The sequence below is a fragment of the Ramlibacter sp. 2FC genome (genome assembly GCF_005503345.1).
Lineage (GTDB): Bacteria > Pseudomonadota > Gammaproteobacteria > Burkholderiales > Burkholderiaceae_C > SCMQ01.
This window is the reverse complement of sequence record NZ_SCMM01000017.1, coordinates 1-18,882: the sequence shown is the minus strand read 5'-3', so window position 1 is coordinate 18,882 and position 18,882 is coordinate 1. Positions and strand designations below refer to the sequence as shown.

General features: G+C 69.7%; 23 protein-coding genes. 18 read left to right on the top strand and 5 right to left on the bottom strand.

What is annotated here, in order from left to right:
* The first annotated feature begins 9 nt into the window (after nucleotides 1-9).
* From hflC to FFS10_RS09410, 11 genes are all read left to right on the top strand, one after another.
* Nucleotides 10-909: a protease modulator HflC gene (hflC, locus tag FFS10_RS09450; RefSeq protein WP_137893908.1), complete on the top strand. Its 900-nt coding sequence runs from the start codon at nucleotides 10-12 to the stop codon at nucleotides 907-909.
* A 22-nt stretch (nucleotides 910-931) separates the two neighbouring features.
* Complete coding sequence (locus FFS10_RS09445) at nucleotides 932-1,120, top strand: DUF2065 domain-containing protein (RefSeq protein ID WP_137893906.1); 189 nt, start codon at nucleotides 932-934, stop codon at nucleotides 1,118-1,120.
* Between the two features lie 51 nt (nucleotides 1,121-1,171).
* Nucleotides 1,172-2,332 carry an ATP phosphoribosyltransferase regulatory subunit gene (locus tag FFS10_RS09440; protein ID WP_137893904.1) on the top strand — a complete coding sequence of 387 codons (1,161 nt, stop codon included), beginning with the start codon at nucleotides 1,172-1,174 and terminating at the stop codon, nucleotides 2,330-2,332.
* Between the two features lie 25 nt (nucleotides 2,333-2,357).
* Complete coding sequence (locus FFS10_RS09435; protein ID WP_137893902.1) at nucleotides 2,358-3,734, top strand: adenylosuccinate synthase; 1,377 nt, start codon at nucleotides 2,358-2,360, stop codon at nucleotides 3,732-3,734.
* Nucleotides 3,735-3,813: 79 nt separating this feature from the next.
* On the top strand, nucleotides 3,814-4,338 hold the full coding sequence (locus FFS10_RS09430) for a phosphoribosyltransferase (protein WP_137893900.1): 525 nt from the start codon (nucleotides 3,814-3,816) through the stop codon (nucleotides 4,336-4,338).
* Nucleotides 4,339-4,414: 76 nt separating this feature from the next.
* Nucleotides 4,415-5,647, top strand: a complete 1,233-nt coding sequence (locus tag FFS10_RS09425) for a PLP-dependent transferase (protein WP_502702736.1) — start codon at nucleotides 4,415-4,417, stop codon at nucleotides 5,645-5,647.
* Nucleotides 5,648-5,741: 94 nt separating this feature from the next.
* Nucleotides 5,742-6,632: a DUF2189 domain-containing protein gene (locus tag FFS10_RS09420; protein WP_502702734.1), complete on the top strand. Its 891-nt coding sequence runs from the start codon at nucleotides 5,742-5,744 to the stop codon at nucleotides 6,630-6,632.
* A gap of 52 nt (nucleotides 6,633-6,684) precedes the next feature.
* Entirely contained in the window at nucleotides 6,685-7,191 is a 507-nt protein-coding gene (locus tag FFS10_RS23465; RefSeq protein ID WP_249931232.1) for a patatin-like phospholipase family protein, read from the top strand.
* On the top strand, nucleotides 7,167-7,664 hold the full coding sequence (locus FFS10_RS23460; RefSeq protein WP_249931231.1) for a hypothetical protein: 498 nt from the start codon (nucleotides 7,167-7,169) through the stop codon (nucleotides 7,662-7,664). The genes FFS10_RS23465 and FFS10_RS23460 overlap by 25 nt, the downstream gene beginning before the upstream one ends.
* 23 nt (nucleotides 7,665-7,687) lie before the next feature.
* The gene (locus tag FFS10_RS23455) at nucleotides 7,688-8,239 is read left to right on the top strand and encodes a hypothetical protein (protein WP_249931230.1); all 552 of its coding nucleotides are present in this window, start codon (nucleotides 7,688-7,690) and stop codon (nucleotides 8,237-8,239) included.
* Between the two features lie 15 nt (nucleotides 8,240-8,254).
* On the top strand, nucleotides 8,255-8,437 hold the full coding sequence (locus FFS10_RS09410; RefSeq protein WP_137893896.1) for a hypothetical protein: 183 nt from the start codon (nucleotides 8,255-8,257) through the stop codon (nucleotides 8,435-8,437).
* Nucleotides 8,438-8,485: 48 nt separating this feature from the next.
* Here FFS10_RS09410 and mnmH read toward each other — a convergent pair whose 3' ends face one another.
* Both mnmH and FFS10_RS09400 read right to left on the bottom strand, forming a co-directional pair.
* Nucleotides 8,486-9,547 carry a tRNA 2-selenouridine(34) synthase MnmH gene (gene mnmH, locus FFS10_RS09405; RefSeq protein ID WP_137893894.1) on the bottom strand — a complete coding sequence of 354 codons (1,062 nt, stop codon included), beginning with the start codon at nucleotides 9,545-9,547 and terminating at the stop codon, nucleotides 8,486-8,488.
* Nucleotides 9,544-10,194, bottom strand: coding sequence for an arylesterase (locus tag FFS10_RS09400; RefSeq protein ID WP_137893892.1), 651 nt, complete (start codon nucleotides 10,192-10,194; stop codon nucleotides 9,544-9,546). The genes mnmH and FFS10_RS09400 overlap by 4 nt, the downstream gene beginning before the upstream one ends.
* On the opposite strand from FFS10_RS09400, the gene FFS10_RS09395 reads away from it, so the two are divergent.
* Genes FFS10_RS09395 through FFS10_RS09385 form a run of 3 tightly spaced genes read left to right on the top strand, consistent with a single transcriptional unit; the run spans nucleotide 10,193 to nucleotide 12,020 of the window.
* Entirely contained in the window at nucleotides 10,193-10,882 is a 690-nt protein-coding gene (locus tag FFS10_RS09395; RefSeq protein ID WP_137893890.1) for an ABC transporter ATP-binding protein, read from the top strand. The two genes, FFS10_RS09400 and FFS10_RS09395, sit on opposite strands and share 2 nt — an antisense overlap.
* 38 nt (nucleotides 10,883-10,920) lie before the next feature.
* Nucleotides 10,921-11,658 carry a 23S rRNA (guanosine(2251)-2'-O)-methyltransferase RlmB gene (gene rlmB, locus FFS10_RS09390; RefSeq protein ID WP_137893888.1) on the top strand — a complete coding sequence of 246 codons (738 nt, stop codon included), beginning with the start codon at nucleotides 10,921-10,923 and terminating at the stop codon, nucleotides 11,656-11,658.
* 11 nt (nucleotides 11,659-11,669) lie between these two features.
* Nucleotides 11,670-12,020: a hypothetical protein gene (locus FFS10_RS09385; RefSeq protein ID WP_137893886.1), complete on the top strand. Its 351-nt coding sequence runs from the start codon at nucleotides 11,670-11,672 to the stop codon at nucleotides 12,018-12,020.
* A gap of 10 nt (nucleotides 12,021-12,030) precedes the next feature.
* Here the strand turns inward: FFS10_RS09385 and FFS10_RS09380 are convergent, their stop codons facing one another.
* Together FFS10_RS09380 and FFS10_RS09375 are read right to left on the bottom strand one after the other, a co-directional pair.
* Entirely contained in the window at nucleotides 12,031-12,627 is a 597-nt protein-coding gene (locus FFS10_RS09380; protein WP_137893884.1) for a chromate transporter, read from the bottom strand.
* The gene (locus tag FFS10_RS09375) at nucleotides 12,624-13,253 is read right to left on the bottom strand and encodes a chromate transporter (protein WP_137893882.1); all 630 of its coding nucleotides are present in this window, start codon (nucleotides 13,251-13,253) and stop codon (nucleotides 12,624-12,626) included. The genes FFS10_RS09380 and FFS10_RS09375 overlap by 4 nt, the downstream gene beginning before the upstream one ends.
* A 276-nt stretch (nucleotides 13,254-13,529) precedes the next feature.
* On the opposite strand from FFS10_RS09375, the gene FFS10_RS09370 reads away from it, so the two are divergent.
* From FFS10_RS09370 to FFS10_RS09355, 4 genes are read left to right on the top strand one after another with little or no spacing between them, the layout of a single operon-like run.
* Entirely contained in the window at nucleotides 13,530-15,200 is a 1,671-nt protein-coding gene (locus FFS10_RS09370) for a putative bifunctional diguanylate cyclase/phosphodiesterase (protein ID WP_171016128.1), read from the top strand.
* Between the two features lie 36 nt (nucleotides 15,201-15,236).
* Nucleotides 15,237-16,034, top strand: a complete 798-nt coding sequence (locus tag FFS10_RS09365; RefSeq protein WP_137893878.1) for an MlaE family ABC transporter permease — start codon at nucleotides 15,237-15,239, stop codon at nucleotides 16,032-16,034.
* 6 nt (nucleotides 16,035-16,040) lie between these two features.
* Entirely contained in the window at nucleotides 16,041-17,021 is a 981-nt protein-coding gene (locus FFS10_RS09360) for an MlaD family protein (protein ID WP_137893876.1), read from the top strand.
* Nucleotides 17,018-17,653 (top strand): hypothetical protein, encoded by a 636-nt coding sequence (locus FFS10_RS09355; protein WP_137893874.1) that lies wholly within the window; start codon nucleotides 17,018-17,020, stop codon nucleotides 17,651-17,653. The genes FFS10_RS09360 and FFS10_RS09355 overlap by 4 nt, the downstream gene beginning before the upstream one ends.
* 277 nt (nucleotides 17,654-17,930) lie before the next feature.
* Here FFS10_RS09355 and FFS10_RS09350 read toward each other — a convergent pair whose 3' ends face one another.
* Nucleotides 17,931-18,479, bottom strand: coding sequence for a bactofilin family protein (locus tag FFS10_RS09350; RefSeq protein WP_137893871.1), 549 nt, complete (start codon nucleotides 18,477-18,479; stop codon nucleotides 17,931-17,933).
* Between the last annotated feature and the right edge of the window lie 403 nt (nucleotides 18,480-18,882).

Genomic DNA, 18,882 nt, shown 5'->3' with positions numbered 1-18,882 from the left:
GAGTCCGGAATGAACCGTGTTGGATTTATTGCTTCTTCGCTCCTGGTGCTGCTGGCGCTGCTGAGCTCCATGCTGTTCGTGGTCGACCAGCGCCAGTTCGGCGTGCTCTACGCGCTCGGCCAGATCAAGGAGGTCATAACCGAGCCCGGCCTGAATTTCAAGCTGCCGCCGCCGTTCCAGAACGTGTCCTACATCGACAAGCGCCTGCTCACGCTCGACAGCGTGGACACCGAGCCCATGCTCACCGCCGAGAAGCAGCGCGTGGTGATCGACTGGTACGTGCGCTGGCGCATCACCGACCCGCAGGCCTACATCCGCAACGTGGGCCTGGACGAGAACGCCGGCGCCAACCAGCTCAACCGCGTGGTGCGCAACGCCTTCCAGGAGGAGATCAACAAGCGTACCGTGAAGGACCTGCTGTCGCTCAAGCGCGAGGCGCTGATGGCCGACGTCAAGCGCGAGGTGCTGGAGGTGGTCAAGGGCGCAAAGCCCTGGGGCGTCGACGTGGTCGACGTGCGCATCACCCGGGCCGATTACGTGGACGCGATCACCGAGTCGGTCTACCGCCGCATGGAGGCCGAACGCAAGCGGGTGGCCAACGAGCTGCGCTCGACCGGCGGCGCCGAGGGCGAGAAGATCCGCGCCGACGCCGACCGCCAGCGTGAGGTGGCCGTCGCCAACGCCTACCGCGACGCCCAGAAGATCAAGGGCGAGGGCGACGCCGAGGCCGCGCGCATCTACGCCGAGGCCTTCGGCAGGGACCCGCAGTTCGCGCAGTTCTACCGCAGCCTGGAGGCCTACAAGGCCAGCTTCAACAAGAAGAGCGACGTGATGGTGGTGGACCCCTCGTCGGAGTTCTTCAAGGCCATGCGCGGCAGCGGCGCTGCCGCGGCCGCGCCCAAGAAATAAAGCCTGCAGGGGGAACGGATTCTTGGACGGCGGCAGCCTGTGGACAGCGCTGGCCCTGGTGCTGGTGATCGAGGGCCTGCTCCCCTTGGCTTCGCCCGGGGGCTGGCGGCGCGTGTTCGCGCAGCTGCTGCAGTGGCGCGACGGCCAGATCCGCTTCTTCGGCCTGTGCAGCGTGCTGCTGGGCCTGGTGCTGCTGTGGCTGGCGGCCTGAGCCGGCCGCAAGCCCGGTAGAATCACGTTTTTAACAGCGCCCCGAAACCACATGTCCGCCTGGGTCCTGCCGGATCACATCGCCGATGTCCTGCCGTCCGAGGCCCGGCACATCGAAGAACTCCGCCGCGAATTGCTAGACACTGCCCGCAGCTACGGCTACGAGCTGGTCATGCCGCCGCTGATCGAGCACCTGGAGTCGCTGCTGACCGGCACCGGCGAGGCGCTGGACCTGCAGACCTTCAAGCTGGTCGACCAGCTTTCCGGCCGCATGATGGGCCTGCGCGCCGATACCACGCCGCAGGTGGCGCGCATCGACGCCCATTTGCTGAACCGCGCCGGCGTGACCCGCCTGTGCTACTGCGGCCCGGTGCTGCACACCCGGCCCGACCGCCCCCACGCCACGCGCGAGCCGCTGCAACTGGGGGCCGAAATCTACGGACATGCCGGCCTGGAGGCCGACCTCGAGGTGCTGCAACTGGCGCTCGACTGCCTGCAGGCGGCCCAGGTCGAGGGCCTGAGCGTGGACATGGCCGACGCGCGCATCGTGCAGGCGCTGCTGGCCGGCGTGGCGCTGGAGCCCGACCGGCTGGCCCAGTTGCACGCGGCCCTGGCCGCCAAGGACGCGAGCGAGCTGGCCGCCCTGAGCCGGGATCTCCCGGCCGCGGTGCGCGAGGGGCTGCTGGCGCTGGTGCGCCTGTACGGCGACGCCCAGGTGCTGGCCGAGGCCGAAAAAGCCCTGCAGGCCTTTCCGGCCGTGGGCCAGGCCCTGTCCCAGCTGAAACGCCTGTCCAGCCAGCTCGGCGGGGCGGCGGTCAGCTTCGACCTGGCCGACCTGCGTGGCTACGCCTACTACAGCGGCGCGCGCTTTGCGGTCTATGCGCGCGGCGCCAGCGACGCCGTGGTTCGCGGCGGCCGCTACGACGGCGTGGGCGCGGTGTTTGGCCACAAGCTGGACCGCGACCGCCCGGCCGTGGGCTTCAGCCTGGACCTCAAGCAACTGGTAGGGGTGGCCGCGCCGCGTGCGCTGCGCGCGGCGATCCGCGCGCCCTGGCGCGATTCAGCCGAGCTGCGCGCAGCCGTCGCCGCGCTGCGCGGGCGCGGCGAGACCGTGGTCTGCGTGCTGCCGGGCCACGAGAGTGAAATCGACGAATTCCTGTGCGACCGCGAGCTGGTCGAATTGGCGGGACAGTGGGTCGTGCAGGCCCTTTGATCTGCTTTGATCTGAGAAGAGCGAAATGAACATTACCAAAGGACGTAACGTCGTCGTCGTCGGCACCCAGTGGGGCGACGAGGGCAAGGGCAAGCTGGTCGACTGGCTGACCGAGAGCGCGCAGGGCGTGGTGCGCTTCCAGGGCGGCCACAACGCGGGCCACACCCTGGTGATCAACGGCGTGAAGACCGCCTTGCACCTGATCCCCAGCGGCATCATGCGCCCCGGCGTGACCTGCTACATCGGCAATGGCGTGGTGGTGTCGGCGGCCAAGCTGCTCGAGGAGATCGAAGGCCTGGAGCGCGCCGGCGTCGAGGTGCGTACGCGCCTGCGCATCAGCGAGGCCTGCCCGCTGATCCTGCCCTTCCACGCCGCACTCGACGTGGCGCGCGAGGCCGCGCGCGAGCAGGGCGGTTCCGAGAAGATCGGCACCACCGGCCGCGGCATCGGCCCGGCCTACGAGGACAAGATTGCGCGCCGCGCGCTGCGCGTGCAGGACCTCAAGTACCCCGAGCGCTTCGCCGCCAGGCTGCGCGAGCTGCTGGGGCTGCACAACCACGTGCTGACCAGCTACCTGGGCTCGCGCGATTTCGCCTTCGGCGAGGCCCTGCAGCCCTATGTGCAGGGCGGCGAGGTCCAGTTCGAGCCGGTGTACGCCGAGGCCATGCACCATGCCGAGCTGCTGCGCCCCATGATGGCCGACGTCTCGCGCGAGCTCAACGAGGCGCACCGCAACGGCGACAACCTGCTGTTCGAGGGCGCGCAGGGCACGCTGCTCGACGTGGACCACGGCACCTACCCCTATGTCACCTCGAGCAACTGCGTCGCCGGCAACGCGGCGGCCGGCTCGGGCGTGGGCCCCGGCATGCTGCATTACGTGCTGGGCATCACCAAGGCCTATTGCACGCGCGTGGGCGGCGGGCCGTTCCCGACCGAGCTCGACTGGGAGCAGGAAGGCACGCCGGGCTGGCACATGAGCACCGTGGGCGCCGAGAGGGGCGTGACCACGGGGCGCAGCCGCCGCTGCGGCTGGTTCGACGCGGCGCTGCTCAAGCGTTCGGCCCAGGTCAACGGCCTGTCGGGCCTGTGCATCACCAAGCTCGACGTGCTGGACGGCCTGGAGGAGCTCAAGCTCTGCACCGGCTACGAGCTCGACGGCGAGACCATCGACATCCTGCCGCTGGGCGCGGACGAGATCGCGCGCTGCAAGCCGGTCTACGAGACCCTCGAGGGCTGGAGCGATTCGACCGTGGGCGTCACCCAGTACGACAAGCTGCCGGTCGCCGCCCGCCTGTACCTGCAGCGCATCGAGCAGGTCACCGGGGTGCCGATCCACATCGTGTCCACGAGTCCGGACCGCGACCACACGATCATGATGCACCACCCCTACCTGGCCGACTGAGGACGCCATCGAACCCGCCCGGCCGCGCATCGCCAGCGCCAAGGCGGCCGGGGCCGCCATCCCTACAGGAAACCCTCCCATGTTGACCGAAGACGGCAAGCACCTTTACGTGAGCTACGACGAGTACCACAACCTCATCGAGAAGCTCGCGTTGAAAATCCACCAGTCGGGCTGGCAGTTCGACACCATCCTGTGTCTGGCGCGCGGCGGCATGCGCCCCGGGGACATTCTTTCGCGCATCTTCGACAAGCCGCTGGCCATCATGTCCACCAGCTCGTACCGCGCCGAGGCCGGCACGGTGCAGGGCCACCTGGACATCGCGCGCTACATCACCACGCCCAAGGGCGAGATCGCCGGGCGGGTGCTGCTGGTCGACGACCTGGCCGACTCGGGCCATACGCTCAACGCCGTGATCCAGCAGCTCAAGAGCAGCTACGAGCCGATCTCCGAGCTGCGCAGCGCCGTGATCTGGACCAAGGGCTGCTCCAGCTTCACGCCCGACTACTCGGTCGAGGTCCTGCCGACCAATCCCTGGATCCACCAGCCGTTCGAAGGCTACGACAGCATGACGCCGGACAAGCTGATGGAGAAGTGGAAGCTCTGATCCGCCTGCGGGCGCAAAGGGCCATGCGCCTGCACGCCCGCGCCGCGGGCGGCGTTCCGTCCGCGACGGCGCTACCATGCTGCGCATGAACGAGACGCCGCCCGAACTGTCCACCCAGCTGATCCACCACCCCTACCAGCCGCCTGCGGGCTTTGCCGCGCCGCAGCCCGGCGTGTTCAAGGCCTCAACCGTCATCTTTGCCAGCGTCGCGGCCATGCGGCAGCGCGACTGGAAGGGCAAGGCTGGCTACACCTATGGCCTGCACGGCACGCCCACCACCTTCACGCTCGAGGAGCGGCTGTGCACGCTGGAGGGCGGCCTGCAGTGCCTGCTGCAGCCCAGCGGCCTGGCGGCGATCGCCAACGTGGCGCTGGCCCTGCTCAAAAGCGGCGACGAGGTGCTGATCCCCGACAACGCCTACGGGCCCAACAAGGCCCTGGCCGAGGGCGAGCTGCGCGCCTGGGGCATCAGCCACAGGCTCTACGACGCCATGGATCCGGCCGACCTGGCGGCCAAGATCGGCGAGCGCACGCGCTTGGTCTGGCTCGAGGCGCCGGGCTCGGTGACGCTGGAGTTCCCCGACCTGCCCGAGCAGGTGCGCATCTGTCGCGAGCGGGGCGTGCTGTGCGCGCTCGACAACACCTGGGGCGCCGGCCTGGCCTTCCGCCCCTTCGAGCTGGCCCCAGGCCTGGGCGTCGACATCTCGGTGCATGCGCTGACCAAGTACCCCAGCGGCGGCGGCGACCTGCTGATGGGCAGCGTGGTCACGCGCGACGAGGCCCTGCACCTCAAGCTCAAGCTGACCCACATGCGGCTGGGCCTGGGCGTGGGCCTCAACGACGTCGAGGCCGTGCTGCGTTCCCTGCCCAGCATGGCGCTGCGCTACCGCGCCCACGACGCGGCCACGCGCGAGCTCGCCGCCTGGTGCGCGCGCCAGCCGCAGTTCGCGCAGGTGCTGCACCCGGCGCTGGCGGATTCGCCCGGCCACGCCCACTGGCGCCGGCTCTGCGCGCCGCAGGGCGGGGAGGGCGCGGCAGCCGGCCTGTTCAGCGTGCTGGTCGACGCGCGCTACGGCCAGCAGCAGGTCGACGCCTTCTGCGACGCGCTGCGCCTGTTCAAGCTCGGCTACAGCTGGGGCGGCCCGGTCAGCCTGGTCATGCCCTACGATTTGCGCGCCATGCGGCCCGGCTGGCCGAAGCACCTGGCGCAAGGCACGCTGTTGCGCTTCTCGCCCGGTCTGGAGGCCGTGGCCGACCTGCGGCGCGACCTCGAGCAGGCCCTGGCTGCGGCGCTGCCGCCTCCGCCCTGACCGGGGGGCGGAGGAGTCTCGGTGTTTTCCTGACTGGCAGGGCCGGGCCCGGGCCGCTAGTCTGAGCTGGTTTCAAGACCCGAAGAAGTACCGCATGTCTCGTCCCATGCCCGACCCGGCTGCGCCGGCCGACCCCGAGGCCCGTCCGGCCAGCTCGTCTGCCGAGCTGCCGGTCATGGACCACCCCTATGTCCCACCGTCGCCCTCCGGCCCGCAGGCGCTGATGCGGCCGCTGGGGCCGGCCGATCCGCTGCGCTGGCTGGCGCGCGGCGCGCGCGACCTGGCGGCCAGTCCCGGGATCGCCCTGTTCTATGGGGCCTGCTTGTGGACCATGGCCCTGGTGCTGGGGCTGGTGTTCCGCAACCGGCCCGAGTACACCTTGTCGATCGCCTCGGGCTGCCTGCTGGTCGGGCCCTTCCTCGCCATGGGCCTGTACGAGGTCAGCCGAAGGCGCGAGCTGGGCCTGCGCCCTGAACTCGGCGCCTCGCTGACCTGCTGGGACGCGCACCTGCGCAGCATGGCCATGCTGGTGCTGGTGCTGATCGTGCTGGAACTGCTGTGGGGCCGGGCCTCGCTGGTGGTGTTCGCAGTCTTCTTCAACACCGGCATGCCCTCGACCACGGGGGTGCTGCAGGCGGTGTTCAATCCGCAGAACTGGGAGTTCGTGGCGGTCTACCTGGGCGTGGGCGCCTTGTTCGCGGCCCTGGTCTATGCCACCACCGTGGTGTCCATCCCCATGGTGCTGGACCGCGACACGGACGCCGTGTCGGCCGCCATCACCAGCCTGCGCGTGGTGTTCGCCAACCCCGGCGTGATGCTGCTGTGGGGCCTCGTGATCTCCGCCCTGGTCGTGCTGGCCCTGCTGCCCTGGGGCCTGGGCCTGTGGCTGGTCGGGCCCTGGCTGGGCCACGCGAGCTGGCACGCCTACCGCGGTGCGGTCGAATGGCGGGAGGCGCCACCGGCGGCGCCGGAGGCGGCGGCATGATCGACATGCTCCGTCGTCCCGCACGGCGCCCGGCAGGCCGACGGGCTGGCCCATGAAGGAGAAGGAACTCAGGCTCGCGGTGGTCTTCTTCGGCGGTGTCTCGCTGGCCATCTACCAGCACGGCATCAACCGCGAGATCCTGAACCTGGCCCGCGCCTCCCGCACCTACCACGCCGATCCGGAACATGGGGGGCAGCGCCCCGCCGGCGGCGCGCTGCAGGCCCAGTACCCGGACGAGCCTCAGGCGTCAACCGGGGACCTGTACCTCGAGTTCCTGCAGACCCTGGGCCGCCATCTGTCGCTGCGGGTCGTCGTCGACATCGTGGCCGGCGCGTCGGCGGGCGGCATCAACGGCGTCGCGCTGGCCACGGCGATCGCGCACGACCTGAGCCTGACGCCGATCACCAACCTGTGGCTCGCCGAGGCCGACATGCTGAACCTGCTGGCCCCGGAGGCCCGGGCGCGGCTGTGGAGCAAGTGGTATTTCTGGCCCTTCGAGCGCCCCTTGCTGACCCGGCTCAACCGCGAGGGGCTGTGCTGCCGGCCAAGGCCTGCATAGACGCCATACGCAGCCACGGCGCCTTCCGTGAGGTCGACCTCCGCCTGGTCTTCGTCGACCCGCGTCCGCGCAGCGGCGGCGCCGCGTCCACCGGCGTGCCGGGCTTCTTCGCGACCTTGCGTGGTGCCCTGGTGGACCTGCCGCGCCAGGCGCCGATCTACAACGAGCTGGCCGGCGTCGGCCACTACAACGTCCAGGCCAGGCGCCTGAAGGGCGCCATCCTCGACGCCCGCGCCCAGGTCGCGCGGCTGATCGAGGAGGCCACCGAGGGCCGGCTGGGCGGGCCGTTCACGGCCGACGAGCTGCGCCAATGGCGGCTGTCGTCCACCCATTTCCTGTCCCGCTCGCTGATCGTCTACGACGCCTGGATGCGCTCCCTGGTGTTCGAGGCGCTCGATTTCGTGGTTCGGCTGATCCTCGGCGCCTGCCGCTACCCGATTCGCAGGAGGCGCGCCGCATCCAGGCGGTCGTAGAGGCCTGGGCCCGGCAGCAAGGCGTGATTCGCGACAGCTATGTGATGCCCGAGCATGTCCGCGAGACCGCCGAGCTGCCGGCCTTCGGCAGGATGGTGCTCAACTTCGGCGTGGTCTACAAGAAGCGTCGCCTGAACTTCGTGCTGTACGAGGTCAACGACCTCTACCCGGGCGGCGACAGCGAGCCGTCCTGGGTGGTCGACTCCGAGTCGCTGGACCTGCTCAAGCTCAAGATCCACAAGTGCATCGACGAGCTGGCGGTGTACGAGGACATCCGCTTCCTGAGCATGCCCGCGGTGAGCGCCTGCCGCGCGCTGTTCATGCCCGAGGCGGGGGGGCGCCTGGCCCCGGGTCGCGCTCGGCCAGCTGGCGCAGCTCGAGGCGGCCGATTTCGACATTCGCGCCCTCAAGCGGCGCGCCTTCGGCCATGTGCTGGACGAGGAGGGCGCGCGGCTGAAGCTCAGTGCCGAGCTGATCGCCAGGCTTCGCCAGCGCGTGGAGCCGCTGTGAGGCGCGCAAAAAAATCGCCGGGCAGCTTGCGCGCCAATCCCAGCTGGTACAGTGAACGTCCCTGAAGGAGAGAACACACCTTGGCAACACCCAACTACGGATACGAGAAGCGCCAGAAAGAGCTGGCGAAAAAGCGCAAGAAGGAAGAGAAGCTCAAGGCGCGCGCCGAGCGCAAGCAGGGCACGGAGCCCGAGACGGAGTCCGATGCCGAGTCGGCCGAGGGTGGCGACGCGGCGGCTGGCGTCGAGTCCAAGCCCGAGTGACAGGCACAGGGCGCCGAGGCGGCGCGGGTGCCCGCCCTGCGCCGGCGCTCAGCCCGCCTGGGCGAGCAGCTGGCGCGCCAGCCGGTCCATCGCGGCCGCGGAGCGGTCGTCGGGCGCGATCTCCTGCGCCTGGGTGAACTGCGTGAAATTGCGCCGGGTCGACTCGGCGTAGCCGGGGTCGTAGTGCTTGAGCAGCAGCTCGCGCACCACAGGCTCCACCTGGCCCGCCCGCACCTGGGCCTTCCAGCCCTCGACCACGGCCTTGCCGCGCAGCATGGTCAGCGCATCGAGGCGCTGGCAGAAGAACTCGGCATCGCGGGCGAAGAAGGCGTAGTCCTCCAGCAGCAGGGCCACCCGCTCCTCGTCCGAGAGTTTCAGCAGCAGGCAGGGGCTGGCGCGCATGGCCTCCATCAGGCTGTCGGGCACGCCGAGGTTGCCGACCTTCTTGCTCTCGGCCTCGACGTAGACCGGGCGCGCCGCGTCGAAGCCGCGCAGCGCCTTCCAGACCAGGCTGTCGAAGCGCTTCTGCGACGGCTGGGTCTGCCCGGGGATCACGCCCAGCACCGAGCTGCGGTGGCAGGCCAGGGCTTCGAGGTCCAGCACCTGGGCGCCGGCGGCGGCCAGGGCCTGCAGCAGGCGAGTCTTGCCCGAGCCGGTCGGCCCGCAGACCACGCGGTACTGCAGGCGCAATGCCTGCGCCGGCAGGTCGGCCAGCACCGCGCTGCGGAAGGCCTTGTAGCCTCCTTCCACCAGGTGCACCCGAAAGCCGATCTGACCGAGGATATGGGCCAGCGAGTTGCTGCGCTTGCCGCCGCGCCAACAGTAGACCAGGGGCTGCCAGTTCTTGGGCTTGTCCAGCACCTCGCGCTGGATGTGGGCGGCGATGTTGTGCGCCACCAGGGCGGCGCCTATCTTCTGCGCCTCGAAGGGGCTGACCTGCTTGTACAGGGTGCCGACCCGGGCCCGCTCCTCGTTGTTGAGCGAGGGCCAGTTGACGGCGCCGGGCAGGTGGTCCTCGGCGTATTCGCCCTCGCTGCGCGCGTCGATGATGGCGCCGAAGGTGGCCAGCCGGGCCATGGCCTCGATGGCGCTGATGGGATGCACGCTCATGACAACAGTTTCTTCAGTTCGGGCCAGACATTGCCCAGCATGATCGGGTGCGCTTCTTCGCGCGGATGGATGCGGTCGGGCTGGAACAGCCGCGTCGGGTCGGGGCCGTCGGCCACGCCCTGGAGCAGGAACGGCACGACGGCCGCCTTTTGCGCCCGCGCCACCTGGACGAACAGGGCCGCGAAGCGGCGCGCATAGTCTGCGCCGTAGTTGGGCGGCACCTGCATGCCGACCAGCAGCACCTTGGCGCCGGCTTTCTGCGCGGCCTGTGTCATCCAGCTCAGGTTGTCCTGGGTCATGGTCAGCGGCAGGCCGCGCAGCGCGTCGTTGCCGCCGAGCTCGAGCACCAGGTGGCTGGGCCGGTGCTGGGACAGCAGGGCCGGCAGGCGCGAGCGGCCACCCGAGGTGGTCTCGCCGCTGATGCTGGCGTTGACCACGCGCGCGGCGATCTTCTCCCTGGCCAGGCGCTGCTCGAGCAACGCCACCCAGCCGCTGCCGCGCCGCAGGCCGTATTCGGCGCTCAGCGAGTCGCCCAGCACCAGGATGGTGGCGGGCTGCGCCGCGCCTGCTGCACAAGACCCCAGGACGCCGGTCCAGAAGGCGGCCACGCTAAAGTGGCGTCGGTTCAACAAAAACGGTGGTTGCATGAGCGAGGCGATTATTTCAGTGGAGCATGTGTTCAAGTCGGTCACCGACTCCACGGGCACGCTCGACATTTTGCGCGATATCGATTTCGCCCTGGCGCCGCGGGAAACGGTGGCCATCGTCGGCGCCTCCGGCTCGGGCAAGAGCACGCTGCTGTCCATCATCGCCGGCCTGGATACACCCACGCGCGGCACCGTGCGGCTGGCCGGGCAGGACCTGTTCGCACTCGACGAGGACGCGCGCGCCGTGCTGCGCGCGCAGAAGCTGGGCTTCGTGTTCCAGAGCTTCCAGCTGCTGGGCAACCTCACGGCGCTGGAGAACGTGATGCTGCCGCTGGAGCTGGCCGAGCGCCGCGACGCGCGCCGCGCCGCGACCGAGATGCTGGCGCACGTGGGCCTGGGCCAGCGCCTGGGCCACTACCCCAAGCTGCTGTCCGGCGGCGAGCAGCAGCGCGTGGCGCTGGCGCGCGCCTTCGTGGTCCAGCCCGCCGTGCTGCTGGCCGACGAGCCGACCGGCAGCCTGGACTTCGCCACCGGCGAGAAGATCATGGAGCTGATGTTCGAGCTCAACCGCGAGCAGGGCACGACCCTGGTGCTGGTCACGCACGACCGCGGCATCGCCGCGCGCTGCGACCGGCGCATCACCATCGAGGCGGGCAGGCTGCTGCCAGAGGCCGAGCCGGTTTCCTGAGCGCCGGGCGCCCCGTCGCTGGCCCGATAATGCGGGCCATGTCCTCTCCCAAAGTGCTGTTCGGCTTCCACGCCGTGGGCGTGCGCCTGAAGACCGCGCCGCAATCCGTCATCGAGATCTACTACGAGCCGACGCGGCGCGACGCGCGCATGCGCGCCTTTCTCGAGCGCGCCCGGGAAGTCGGCGCGCGCCTGATCGAGGCCGACGGCCTGCGCCTGGCCAAGCTCTGCGGCAGCCACGGCCACCAGGGCGTGGCGGCGCGGGTCGAGCCGCTGGCGCAGGCGAGCTCGCTGGACGACCTGCTGGACCAGCTGGGCGAGCCGCCGCTGCTGCTGGTGCTGGACGGCATCACCGACCCGCACAACCTCGGCGCCTGCCTGCGCGTGGCCGACGGCGCCGGCGCGCACGCGGTGATCGCGCCCAAGGACCACGCGGCCGGCATCAATGCCACCGTGGCCAAGGTGGCCAGCGGCGCGGCCGAGACCATGCCCTACTTCATGGTGACCAACCTGGCGCGCACCCTGGGCGAGCTCAAGGAGCGCAACATCTGGTGCATTGGCACCAGCGACGACGCGCCCAAGACCCTGTACCAGATCGATCTCCAGGGGCCCGTGGCACTGGTGCTGGGTGCCGAGGGCACCGGCATGCGCCAGCTCACGCGCAAGACCTGCGACGAGCTGATCAGCATTCCCATGCGCGGCGCGGTGGAGAGCCTGAACGTGTCGGTGGCCAGCGGCGTGTGCCTGTACGAGGCGCTGCGCCAGCGCACGGCCTGAGGAGGGTGACGATGAGAACGGCAGGAGCGATGGGACGGGGGATGCTGGCCATGGGCGTGGCGCTGCTGCTGGCGGCCTGCACCCAGGAGCAGCAGAACAAGCTGAGCCGCGAGATCCAGAACTGGACCGGCACCAACGGCGTGCTCGAGGTCTATGCCGGCGACAAGCTGGTGCGGCGCTTCCTCAAGATCGACAAGGTCAGCACCGCCCTGGGCACGGACGACGGCAAGCCGCGCGCCTACCGCTACGGCTACGGCGTGCTCGACGAGAACCTGAACATGCAGGTCGACCCCGGCGAGAAGAAGGTCTACTTCGAGATCAGCGACTACAGCAACGCGGTGTTCTTCGAGAACCCGCGCTGAAGCCGCGCCCCTACACGAGGCCGAGCGCGCCCAGCAGGGCGCCGGCGCCGATCAGCCACAGCAGGTGCAGCCGTGCCCGCCAGACGATCAGCGTGGTGGCCGCCGTCAGCAGCCACAGCGGCCAGTCGCGCGCGGGCTGGTCGTGCACCGCGCTCAGCAGCCAGCCGGTGGCCACCAGCAGCGCGACCACGATGGGCGCCATGCCGGTCTTGAAGGCCCGCACCGCGCGCAGCTCGCGGTTGCGGTGCGCCCAGCGCGTGGCGCTGTAGGTCAGGATGGAGGAGGGCAGCATGATGCCGGCCAGGGCGATCGCCACGCCCAGCAGCGCCAGCGTCCAGGCCGCGGGCCCGGCTGCCAGCCCTCCGCCCGCGTTCAGGCCCAGGTTCCAGCCCATCAGCGCCACGAACAGCACGTTCGGCCCCGGCGCGGCCTGGGCCAGCGCGATGCTCGAGCCGAACTGCGGCTCGCTGAGCCAATGCTGCTCGTGCACCAGATAGCGGTGCATGTCGGGGGCGGTGGTGATGGCGCCGCCCACGCCCAGCAGCGAGAGCGAGGCGAAATGGTTGAACAGGGCCATCCAGTCGGAAGGGGTCATGGTGATGCTCATGTCCGTCGCTCCTGGCTGGCGGCGTGAACGCCCAGCCGCAGGTAGGCCCAGACGCAGGCCGCTCCGCCCAGTCCCCCGAGCACCCAGGCCAGGGGCCAGCGCAGCAGGGCGATCGCGACGAAGGTGAAAGCCGCCAGGGCGACGCAGACCGGCAGGCCCATGGCGTTCTTGCCCAGGGCGCCGATCAGCTTGAGGCCGGTCGCGGTGATCAGCCCGGCGGCCACCGCACCCATGCCGCGCAGCGCGCCCTGGGCCACTGGCGTCTCGGCCACGCCGCCGTAGAGCACCGCCAGCAGCAGCACGATGACGCAGGGCAGTGTCAGCATGCCGGCCAAGGCAGCCAGCGCGCCGGGCAGGCCGAAGTAGCGCCCGCCTATCATCATCGAGAGGTTGACCACATTGGGGCCCGGCATGATCTGGGCCACGGCCCAGTCCTCGACGAACTGCTCGCGCGTCATCCAGCGCTTTCGGTCCACCAGCTCGCGCTGCACCACGGCCAGCACGCCGCCAAAGCCCTGCAGGGCCAGCACGGTGAAGGAAACGAACAGGTCGGTCTTGGAGCGCGGGCGGCGCAGCGCCGGTCCGGCGCCGTCGGATTGAGTGGGAATGGGTTCATCGCAGGCCATGCGCGGGATTATCCTTGGGTGCCGGCCCGCACCGTTGCATGGCTTCAACGGTCCCGGCGCCAAGGGTGGTTTGGGGTTGGATATATTTGGTTTCAATATTGGCGCTACGGTTACACTCGGCCAAGGCGACAACGGTTTTCACGCCGAAGAGGCGCGAACGCACGAACAGGGGTGCGCGAAACCGGTCAGCGGGTGTCAAACCCAGCCTGGAACAAGAAACAGGGGCCTATGTCGGAACGAGCGAGCAGCGATTCGTACGGATTGCCGGAGAATTGGGTGAGCGTGGCGGAAGCCATGGTGGACGCGTCCCCCGACGGTTTGCTGCTGGTCGACCAGGACGGCACCGTGCTCAGCGCCAACCGGGCCATGCACGAGCTCAGCGGCTATGCGCCGGACGAGCTGATCGGTCAGCCGGTGGAGCGGCTGCTTCCCGTCGAGGCGCGCCTGCCGCACCAGGAGCTGGTGCGCGACTACTTTTCCGAGCCGCAGGCCCGCCGCATGGGCCCGGTGCGCCAGTTCGAGCTGCTGCGCAAGGACCACAGCCTGGTCACGGTGGACATCGCCCTCGGCCAGGCCCAACTGATGGGGCGCGCCTGTGCCGTGGTGCTGGTGCGCGACATGACGGCCTACCGGCAACTGCAGGAGCAACTCGAGCACGAGGCCTCGCACGATGCGCTGACCGGGCTGGGCAACCGGCGCCTGTTCAGCCGGGTGCTGGCGCAGCGCTGCGCGTCGCTGGGGCGGGAACTGCATCCCATGGCCCTGCTGGTGCTCGACCTCGACGGTTTCAAACTGGTCAACGACAGCTTCGGCCACGTGGTCGGCGACGCCCTGCTGGTGGAGGTGGCGCGCTGCCTGCGCCGCACGCTGCGCGCCGACGACCAGCTCGCCCGCCTGGGCGGTGACGAATTCGCCGTGCTGCTGACCGATATCCACTCGCATGCGGATGCCGCGCGCGTGGCCGAGAAAATGCTGCTCGCCCTGTCGGCGGTACACCAGGTCGAGGGCTACGACGTGATGGTGGGGGCCAGCATAGGCATCGCCTTCTACCCCGACGACGCCAGGGACGCCGACAACCTGCTGCGCTACGCGGACTTCGCCGCCTACCAGGCCAAGGCTGCGGGCCGGGGCGGCTACGTCACCTATTCGAGCCAGGTCCACACCCAGGTCAGCGACAAGCTGCTGCTGCAGGGCAAGCTCAAGAAGGCGATGGAGCAGAACCTGCTGAGCCTGCATTACCAGCCGCAGGTCGATGTGCACACCGGCCAGGTCGTGGGTGTCGAGGCCCTGCTGCGCTGGGAGGACCCCGAGCTCGGCATGGTGGCGCCCGGCTACGTGATCGCCGTCGCCGAGTTGTCCGACCTGATCCTGCCGCTGGGCGAATGGATACTGGACACCGCCTGCCGCCAGATCGCGGCATGGGCGCGCTGCGGCCGGCCGGTGCGGGTGGCCATCAACCTGTCGGTGCATCAGCTGCGGCACAAGGATTTCCCGGACCGGGTCAGGCAGGTGCTGCAGCGCCATGGCGTGTCGGCCCAATGGCTGGAGTTCGAGATCACCGAGTCGCAGGCCATGCCCAACCACCGCTTCATCGAGCCGCAGCTGCACGCCCTGGCCGCCCTGGGCGCCTGCATCGTGCTGGACGGCTTCGGCACCGGCTACGCCTCGGTCGCCTACCTCAAGCAGCTGCCGCTGCACAAGCTCAAGATCCACCGGACCTTCGTCGAGAACCTGGTCACGGACGAGGTGTCGGCGATCCTGGTCAAGTTCATCCTGATGCTGGCCCAGGCCCTGCGGCTGGAACTGGTGGCCGGCGGCGTGGAGACCGACGCCCAGCTGAGCTTCCTGCGCGAGCACAAATGCGCCACCTGCCAGGGCTGGCTGTTCTCCAGCGCCGTGCCCGCGGCCCAGATCGACAGCATGCTGACCGAGGCTCACGCCTGGTAGCGGGGGCGACCTGGCCGGCGCCGCTATCATGTCCGCATGAGGCTTGTCACTTCGCTGCCGGGCGTGCTGCGCGAGCTGGGGCAGGGCGCCTGGCGCTGGCTGGGGGGGTGGTGGCGCATCGTCCGCTTCGCCGCCGAGGTCCTGGTGCTCGCGCTGTCTCCGAGCAGCTACCGGGCCGAGCACCGAGACGTGCTGGTGAGCCATCTCTACCTGGCGACCGCGCCCAGCCTGGCCTGGTTCAGCGTGTTGTCCGCCCTGGTCAGCCTGGTGCTGATCCGTATCGTGATCGTCACGGCGCAGAGCTACGACCTGTCGCATTACGCGCTGGAGATGGTGGTGCGCGTGCTGGTGCTGGAATTGCTGCCCTTGTTTGCCGCGCTGTTCGTCGCCTTGCGCTACAGCATCCCGCGCGGCTCCGAGCTCTACAAGCTGCGCACCCGCGGCGGATTTGACGCGCTGCGCGCCCGGGGCCAGGACCCGCTGCGCCAAGAGCTGGTGCCCAGCGTGGTGGCCGGCGTGTTCGCCGTGCTCGCGCTGGCCTCGGTGAGCGGCATGCTGGCGCTGGCACTGGCCTACCTCTCGGTCTACGGCTTCACGCCCTGGGGCTTCGCCGGCTACACGCGCACCGTGGGCCATGTGTTCAACGCCCCGGTGGCGCTGATCCTGGGCCTGAAGACCCTGTTCTTCGGCCTGGCGGTCTCGGTGATCCCGATCGCCACCTCGCAGCAGGACCTGCTGCGCTCGCGCACCAGCGTCGAGCTCCAGGGCCTGGTGCGCATGTTGTCGCTGGTGCTGCTGGTCGAGGTGGCCTCGCTGGTCGGCAACTATTATTGAGCCCCGATGAACCCGCCCGCCGAGTCCCCTTCGCCCATGCCGCCCGAGGCGCCGCCGCCGGTGCCGCACCTGGCGCTCAAGGCCACGCTGCTGCTGCTGTTCATGCTGCTGCTGCTGGCGGGCTCGACGCTGTACCTGCTGTACGCCCGCGGCGTGTTCGAGCGTACCCAGCGCCTGGTGCTGGTGGCCGACGACTCCGAAGGCGTGGTGGTCGGCATGGACATGAGCTTTTCCGGCTTCCCGATCGGCCGCGTGCGCCGCATCGAGCTGGCCGAGGACGGCAAGGCGCGCATCCTGATCGACGTGCCGCGCCAGGACGCGCGCTGGCTGCGCCAGTCCAGCGTGTTCACGCTGGAGCGCAGCCTGGTCGGCGGCACCCGCCTGCGCGCCTTCAGCGGCATGCTGCAGGACAAGCCGCTGGAGGACGGCGCGGAGCGCACCGTGCTGCGCGGCGACGCCTCGGAGGAGGTGCCGCGCCTGCTGGCCTCGGTGCGCGAGCTGGTGCAGAACCTGCAGGCCCTGACCGCGCCCGACGCGGCCCTGGCCGCCAGCCTGGGCCATCTGCAGTCCACGACGGCCCGCCTGGCCGGGCCGCAGGGCGCGCTGCAGGTACTGACCGGCAGCGAGGCCGAGGCGCGCAAGTTCATCGAGGCGCTGGACCGTGCCAACGCCTTGCTCACCCGTATGGACGGCCTGGCGGCCAAGGCCGATGCCCAGGTGTTCGGGCCCGAGGGCGCCATGAGGGATGCGCAGGCCACGCTGCGCCAGCTCAATGCCTTGCTGGCCGAGGCGCGCGGCAGCCTCAAGCGCTTCGACGCTCTGCTGCAGGAGGCCCAGGGGATTGCCGCCAACACGCGCGAGGCGACCACCGACCTCGGTGACTTGCGCGCCGATGTGGAGTCCAGCCTGCGCAAGCTGGAGCAATTGGTCAACGAGATCAACCGCAAATGGCCGTTTGCACGCGAGCGGGAGCTGAAGCTGCCATGAACAAGGCCTGCTGGATCCTGGTGCTGCTGCTGGCCGCCTGTGCCGGCGGCCCCCCACCGCCCGACTGGCATATGAGCGCGCATGCTGCGCTCGAGCGCGCGGTCGCCGCCTACCTGGAGGGGAACAACCGGGTGGCCGAGCGCGAGTTCGAGCGCGGCCGTGCCGAACTCGCGCGCACCGGCCGCATCGACCTGGTGGCGCGCGCCGAACTGATGCGCTGCGCGGCCCGGGTGGCCAGCCTGGTGCTCGAGCCCTGCACCGGCTTCGAGGCCCTGCGCGTCGATGCGGGCCCGGACGAGCGCGCCTACGCCGACTACCTGGCGGGTCGGGCCCTCACGGCCCAGGAGCTGGCACGCCTGCCCGCGCCGCAGCGCGCCGTGGCGGCCGGCGGCGCGGCACTGCCGCAAGCCGAACCGCTGGCCCGCCTGGTGGCGGCCGGCGTGCTGCTGCAGGCGGGACGGGCCAGTCCCGAGGTGCGGGGCCAGGCCGTGGAAACGGCCTCGACGCAAGGGTGGCGCCGCCCGCTGCTGGCCTGGCTGGGGGTGCAGCTGCGGCTGGCGGAACAGGGCGGCGATGCGGCCGAGGCCGAGCGCCTGCGCCGGCGCATGGCCCTGGTGCAGGGCCAGCGCTGATCGGTCGCTTAGGGCCTGTTCACACTATTTTTACGAGTGCGAATGAGGCTGAAAAAGCGCCAATCTAGGCGCGCGACGACGCCCAGGCTGGCCGCCTGGGCTAGGAGTGCAACGACGAGTGGCGCTTTTTCAGCCCCGTTCCCTTCGGGTTGCGGCCAAAAAGACCATGCGCCGCGTTGCGAAACATCGCCGGGGCCCGACCCCGGCTGCGTTTCGCGCCTTGCGCATGGCCTTTTTGATCCGCAACGCATCTCGCAAAAAATAGTGTGAACAGGCCCTAGGCGGCGACGCTGATCGCGGGCCGGCTCTGCAGGCCGCTGGCCTGGATCTCGCCGGCCAGCTGGCCACCTTCCTCGATCACCACGCGGCCGTAGCGGATCTTGCCGCTGACCTTGCCGGTGGCATAGATCACGAGCTTCTCGCGCACGGTCAGCTCGCCGTCGAAGGCGCCGTGGATCTCGGCGATGTCGATCTCGGCCGAGCCCTTGAAGGCCCCGTGCTCCGCGATCTGGATCACGCGCGAGTCCATGGTCGCCTCGACCAGGCCCTCGACCACCAGGGTGTCGCAGTCGGTGATCTCGACGCCCTTGAGCTTGATGTTGGGACCCACGGTGAGCTTGCTGCCGCTTTCCTTGGGCGGCGCGGTCGGCGTGGCCGGCGTGGACGGGCTGCTGGCCGCCGGAGCCGGTTTGGTGCTGGCGCCGGGCGCGCTGGTGGCCGCGCTGGAGGATGTCACCGTACCGGCGCCGGGGCTGCTCGGGTTGGGGTGTCGCGGATTGAAAACGTCGGTTTCCCGTTTGCCAAAAAACGGTGCTTGCAGGGCCATGCGATCTCCTTGTAAAGAAGTTGATCCTAGCCCTCGAATTGCTTACAAATGCCACCCATCACGCAAGATCGGTAAGCGAATTGCAGCAATTGTCAGCGTATGTGCCGGGCTTGCGGCGCACCGCAGGCTCAGAGGCTGTGAATGAATTCGGCGCGTCCGAGCGGGTCGTCCAAACGCGGCCAATCAAGGCGCAAAGCACAGCCATAGCTCGGGCTATGGCGAGCATTTGCAACGCAGAGTGGCCGTGTTTGGGCGGGCCGAGCGGGCGTGACGGATTTGTTCACAGCCTCTCAGAGGGTGTAGACGAAAACAACATCTCGCGCGTTATGCTCTGATCGAAGCATGCGGACACGAGGTGGCAGATGGTGAAGAAGGCGCGAGGCGAGCAGCCGGGACGTCCGGG